Here is a 6,000-nt window from a genome sequence, read left to right on the forward strand (position 1 = left end):
GAAACAATGTTCCATCACAAAACTGTAAAATCCGGTCGCGTATCTGTGATTTCATTTGATAAAACGCCGGCAGTTGTGTGATTTTTTGCCCGCATTCTTGCCGCAATTCGAGCGCGAACTCACTCTTGCCGAGGGTTTGGTATCGTTGTCATTGCAACGACGAATTGAGGAGATTTTCCATGCGCTTCAGATTTGCTGCCGCCGCTTCCATTCTCGCCCTCGGCCTGGCAAGTGCCGCCTTCGCCCAACCGCAGTACTCAAACGACTACAATAACGATAGTGACGGGTTTGCGCCGGTCCAGATGGTGCCGAAAAAGCCGGTCCACTATGTCAATCGCGAGGTGCCGGAATACTCTTCCGACTACACGAATGACAGTGATGGATTCGCCCCGAGCCGGATGTCGTCGCCCGTCGACAGGACGACAACGGCCAGCATCAAGCCGCTGCCCGACTGCGATTACATGAAGACGAACTCCAAGGTGCATACGGCCGGCGGGGATAGCGGAGCGTCACATTCCGACGCCTGCCGCGACATCGGTGACAAATAGCAATCTAACTACAAAGGGCCGGTCACCCGACCCTTTGTGCTCTCCTCGCGAGGGCTTTTGCGTCACATCTATCGTTGATCGTATCGCCGAAGACCGATTCGAACGCCTGCCGAAGCTGGATGTCGACATCAGCCATCATGACCGGCAGGCCGAGATCGACGAGGCTTGTAACGCCATAGGCCGAAATTCCACATGGAACGATTCCGCTGAAGTGGTCGAGATCGGGTTCGACGTTCAGCGACAGACCGTGAAATGTTACCCACTTCCGCAGCCGGATGCCCAGCGCCGCGATCTTGTCTTCAGCCATCGTGCCATCGGGCAGAGCCGCTTTGTCCGGCCTGCGCACCCAGACGCCAACACGGTCCTCGCGCCGCTCGCCGCGGACGTTCATCGATCCCAGCGTACGAATGACCACCTCCTCAAGCGCGGCGACGAAGGCGCGCACGTCCTGGCGCCTGCGCTTCAAGTCCAGCATGACGTAAGCAACACGCTGGCCAGGCCCGTGATAGGTATATTCGCCGCCGCGTCCCGTGGCGAAGACGGGGAACCGATCGGGCTGCACAAGGTCTTTGGCATCCGCGCTGGTTCCCGCCGTATAGAGAGGCGGATGTTCCACGAGCCAGACGAGCTCGTCGCCGCCGTCTGCAATTGCCGCGACCTCGCGTTCCATGTTTTCCACAGCCTCCGCATAGGGCGTGAGGCCGTCGGCGATCCGCCATCGGATCGGCCGCGAGCCTTCATGGGGCAACATGGAGAATTCAAGATCGGTGCGTAGCATGGCCATTCCTTGTCGCTTCTGCTCGAGAGGCAGCATTGCGAAGGTTATATGGCCCCGTTTTAGAGGCGATTCAAATGCTGTGATTTGTTTTGAAAAAATCTGTCATATCGCCCTTGTGTACCCCAAACGCTTTTGCTACATGCTGCCCCGCCGGCACAAATCGGCACCTACCACGATGCGGTCGTGGCGGAATTGGTAGACGCGCAGCGTTGAGGTCGCTGTGGGGCAACCCGTGGAAGTTCGAGTCTTCTCGACCGCACCAACCATCCCTGCGATGGTTATCAAGAGCTCTTCTCTTCATTTTCGACAGGAGATAATCCCGAGCGCGCTATTGACGCGACTTGTGGAAGAGCCCTCCCCCAAACGCGAAGCTGGCATTCGCTTCCCCCGATTCGGTCGAGGCTCGATTCATGACTGCCGAGTGTTCGAGCCGGCGCTGGTGAGCGCGATGTCCCTGACGACCTTATCGTTGACCACTTGATGCTTTCGCCGATGTTGGCGCCACTCCGTTTCGCAGGCCTTAACAGCGAATCAATGAACACTTATCGTCGCTGCCCCTAAAGCGCGCGGAAGGCTATTTTCGTCCTCGTTGATCCGGTCACTTGGAAATCCCGGGCAGACCAGCGCAACGTTCGCATCCGCAAATTGCTGCTCCTGGCTGCAGGGCTTCTTCCGCCCCTTCACCCGAACCGTGACTTTCTGTATAGCCTCTTGGACCTGGTATAGAATCTCATCGATGCGCAATCCTCCCGAACACCAAAATCCTCTCCAGGGAATGGCCCTCATGGCGGGCGCCATGCTCGTGCTGCCGGCGATGGATGCAATCGCGAAATACATGGCGACCTTCGAGGCCATGTCGCCGGGACAGGTGACATTCTACCGCTTCTTCTTCCAGCTCGTCTGCACGCTGCCGTTTCTGTTCGTGATCTTCGGCCGCAAGGCACTCCACGCCAAACGCCCCTGGATGAATCTGTTGCGCGGGATCCTCCACGGGGCGGCGAGCCTGCTCTTCTTCGTTGCCGTGAAATACATGCCGCTCGCAGACGTGTTTGCGATCTATTTCGTCGAACCCCTCATGCTCACCGCGTTGTCGGCGATCTTCCTCGGCGACAAGGTCGGCTGGCGCCGATGGATGGCGATTGTCGTCGGGTTCGGTGGCGCAATGATAGTCATCCAGCCGAGCTACGAGATCTTTGGTCTGAAGGCGCTCTTGCCCGTTTTTTGCGCCTTCCTGTACTCGCTCTATCTCTTTTTGAACCGGGCGATCGGCGATGCCGATTCACCGCTGACGATGCAAACGATGGCGGGTATTGGAGGTACTGCCTTCATGGCGGCGGCATTGATCGTGGGCAATGGGTTTGGCGTCGGTGATTTCCACCCCTCCTTACCTTCCTCTGCGTTGGCGCTCGCTCTGCTGCTGATTCTTGGGACGATTTCGGGCTATGCCCACATGGTCATCGTACGCGCCTTCCGGCTGGCACCGTTGTCGCTGCTGGCACCGTTCCAGTATTTCGAGATCATTTCCGCAACTGTGCTCGGCTACGCGCTCTTCGGCGATTTCCCGAACGTCTCCAAATGGATCGGTATCCTGATTATCGTCGCTTCCGGCCTCTTCATCATCTGGCGGGAGCGCGTGCAGACGCGATCGTTAAAAACGTCGTGACCGGTTGAGTGCGCCGTTAACACTGCTTCTTGAGGGAACATAAATTCGCTCGCGCTAGAACGACCTTCGGCCTCATGATGAGGTCTGGAGACAAAAGATGAGCGAATTCCGTCTCGCTTTTCCGGCATGTGTGATCGCCGGAAAGCATCGGCTGACGGCCGAAGATATCAGTCTGCTGCGCAAGCACACCTTCCCGGAAGGCATCCGGACCGCGGACGACGTGGTCGCCATGCTGGCGCTGAACAATTCCTGCCCCGAAAAATGCCCGGAATGGAGCTCCTTCTTTGTGGAGCAGCTCGCCGGTTTCATCGTCAACTACACCTATCCTCAAGGGTCACTTGACGAGATAAACGTGGCCTGGCTCATGCGTATGGTCGCGACCGACGGCGTGGTCAACTCGGCGCTAGAGCTCGAATTGGTTCTGCACGCAATGGAGATCTCGGCGAACGTGCCGGATGAACTGCGCGCCTTCGCACTCGACCAGCTGCGTCTTGCGCTGACAGAAAACGTCGGCGGCTACAGGCTGTGTCGCGCAGTGGATCGAAAGGGCATCACGCGCCAGGATATCGATTACGTCATGCGGGTTCTGCGCGGCGTTGGCGATGCCGGCGTTATCAACGCACCGCCCCTCACCTGGAGCGTTATGATGCGGATCGCGGAGGAAACGCTGCCAGCCGCAAATCATCCACGTTGGGCCGCTATTCTCTCAGCGCTTCAGCTCGTCGACTATGCCGAGGCCCCACGTCGCAGCCGGTGGCTCAGGATCGTGGATGACAGCTTCGGCAGCGAAACCGCGGTCGCCTGACACCTCCCGATATTCTTTCGGCTGATTGTGCGTTCCGGTGTTTATGCGTAAAACTCCGGAACGCATGTTTTGGGTGGAGTCTCCATGTTCAAGAAAATCCTGATCGCGAATCGCGGCGAGATCGCTTGCCGCGTTATCAAGACCGCGCGCCGTATGGGAATTGTGACGGTAGCGGTCTATTCAGATGCGGATCGGGATGCACTCCACGTGGAAATGGCTGATGAGGCTGTTCATATCGGACCTGCGGCAGCCGCCGAAAGCTATCTCGTCGCGGATAAGATCATCGCAGCCTGCAAGCAGACCGGCGCCGGAGCGGTCCATCCCGGCTACGGCTTTCTCTCCGAGCGAGCGTCGTTTTGCGAGGCACTGGAGAAAGAAGGCATTGTCTTCATCGGTCCGAAGCCGAAGGCCATTATGGCGATGGGCGACAAGATCGAATCGAAGAAGTTTGCCAACGCCGCCATGGTCTCCACCGTCCCCGGTTATCTCGGCGTCATCGAGGATGCGTCTCACGCAGAAAGGATCGCCGCCGAGATCGGCTATCCCGTTATGATCAAGGCGTCTGCCGGCGGCGGCGGTAAGGGTATGCGCATTGCGTGGAACGAAGCAGAAGTGCGCGACGGTTTCGACCGGGCACGTTCGGAGGCAAAGAGTTCCTTTGGTGACGACCGTGTCTTCATCGAAAAATACGTTGTCGAGCCCCGCCACATCGAGATTCAGGTGCTTGCCGACGCGCACGGCAACGTCGTCTATCTCGGCGAACGCGAATGCTCGATCCAACGCCGCAATCAGAAGGTTGTCGAAGAAGCCCCCTCACCTTTCCTCGATGCCAACACCCGCGCGGCGATGGGTGAGCAATCGGTCGCGCTTGCCCGAGCTGTGGAATATCAAAGCGCCGGCACGGTCGAATTCATCGTCGATCGTGACCGCAATTTCTATTTTCTGGAAATGAACACGCGCCTGCAGGTCGAGCATCCGGTTACTGAACTGGTCACGGGTATCGACCTCGTGGAGCAAATGATCCGCGTTGCGGCCGGCGAGAAGATACCGTTCGTGCAAGGTGACATAAAGCTGAACGGCTGGGCGATTGAGAGCCGGTTGTATGCCGAGGATCCCTATCGCAATTTCCTGCCTTCAATCGGTCGTCTGACGCGATATCGGCCGCCTGCGGAAGGCAAATCCGAAAGCGCCGTCGTGCGCAACGACACCGGCGTTTTCGAAGGCGCCGAGATTTCGATGTACTACGATCCGATGATTGCGAAGCTCTGCACCTGGGCACCGACGCGCCTGGAGGCGATCGAAGCGATGGGCGAGGCGCTCGACGGTTTCGTTGTCGATGGAATTGAACACAACGTCCCCTTCCTTGCCGCGCTGATGAAACACCCCCGCTGGCGCGAGGGACGTCTATCGACCGGTTTCATCGCCGAGGAGTACCCGGATGGTTTTGCGCCGATGGTGCCCAATACAGTCCAGCAAGCGATTCTCGCGGCCGTCGCCCTTTCGGCGTCTCTCATCGAGGCCAACCGTCGAGAGCGCTTCGCCGACCGCTTGCGCACTCCCGGCGGTGCGACACGTGATGATTGGACCGTCAGGCTCGGTGACAGCTACGTCGATGCGCGTTTGGTTGACAGGCTAGTGACGATCCCGTTCGATATGGACATCGAGATCGGCGGCAAGATTTCCAACGTTGTCACCGATTGGAGACCTGGCGACGCCGTTTGGCGCGGCAAGGTCGCGGGCCAAAACGTGATTGCGCAAATCCGCCCGGTTCTCAACGGTCTCCGGCTGGACTGGCAGGGAATATCCCTGAAGGCCAAGGTGCTGACGCCGCGCCATGCCGCGCTAGAGAAGCTGATGCCGGTCAAGCTTCCGCCCGATACATCGAAGCTGTTGCTCTGCCCTATGCCTGGTCTCGTCGTTTCGATTGCAGTGGTCGAGGGCCAGGAAGTCAAAGCTGGTGAAACGCTTGCCGTGGTCGAAGCTATGAAAATGGAGAACGTGCTGCGCGCCGAACGCGATCTTGTCGTCAGCAAAATCAACGCCAAGCCCGGAGAGAGCCTTGCCGTCGACGCCGTGATTCTCGAGTTCGCCTGACGACCGCCGACGCTTCTTGGCGTCCAGCCGGTTAGGTTTTGTTAACGGCTGACTGCCTATCGTGACCCGCCCGGCAGGATGCCGGGTGGAGGTAGATCCTATGAGGAGGGTG

5 protein-coding genes and 1 tRNA gene are annotated in these 6,000 nt (G+C 58.6%); 5 read left to right on the forward strand and 1 reads right to left on the reverse strand.

Features of this window, described 5'->3' with window-relative positions; genetic code table 11:
• The first annotated feature begins 179 nt into the window (after positions 1-179).
• Entirely contained in the window at positions 180-548 is a 369-nt protein-coding gene (locus PMI09_RS12470) for a hypothetical protein (RefSeq protein ID WP_007793862.1), read from the forward strand.
• A 22-nt stretch (positions 549-570) separates the two neighbouring features.
• On the opposite strand, the gene lipB is transcribed toward PMI09_RS12470, so the two are convergent.
• Positions 571-1,332, reverse strand: coding sequence for a lipoyl(octanoyl) transferase LipB (lipB, locus tag PMI09_RS12475; protein ID WP_052026535.1), 762 nt, complete (start codon positions 1,330-1,332; stop codon positions 571-573).
• 171 nt (positions 1,333-1,503) lie between these two features.
• On the opposite strand from lipB, the gene PMI09_RS12480 reads away from it, so the two are divergent.
• The 4 genes from PMI09_RS12480 to PMI09_RS12500 all read left to right on the forward strand — a co-directional run bounded on the left by PMI09_RS12480 (position 1,504) and on the right by PMI09_RS12500 (position 5,888).
• Positions 1,504-1,588: transfer RNA gene (locus PMI09_RS12480), tRNA-Leu, on the forward strand.
• A gap of 522 nt (positions 1,589-2,110) precedes the next feature.
• Entirely contained in the window at positions 2,111-2,989 is an 879-nt protein-coding gene (locus PMI09_RS12490) for a DMT family transporter (protein WP_007793868.1), read from the forward strand.
• 97 nt (positions 2,990-3,086) lie between these two features.
• Positions 3,087-3,794 (forward strand): hypothetical protein, encoded by a 708-nt coding sequence (locus PMI09_RS12495; RefSeq protein WP_007793871.1) that lies wholly within the window; start codon positions 3,087-3,089, stop codon positions 3,792-3,794.
• Positions 3,795-3,878: 84 nt separating this feature from the next.
• Entirely contained in the window at positions 3,879-5,888 is a 2,010-nt protein-coding gene (locus tag PMI09_RS12500) for an acetyl-CoA carboxylase biotin carboxylase subunit (RefSeq protein ID WP_007793874.1), read from the forward strand.
• Positions 5,889-6,000 lie beyond the last annotated feature (112 nt).

The sequence above is a fragment of the Rhizobium sp. CF122 genome, assembly GCF_000282035.1.
In the GTDB taxonomy this organism is placed as follows: Bacteria; Pseudomonadota; Alphaproteobacteria; order Rhizobiales; family Rhizobiaceae; genus Rhizobium.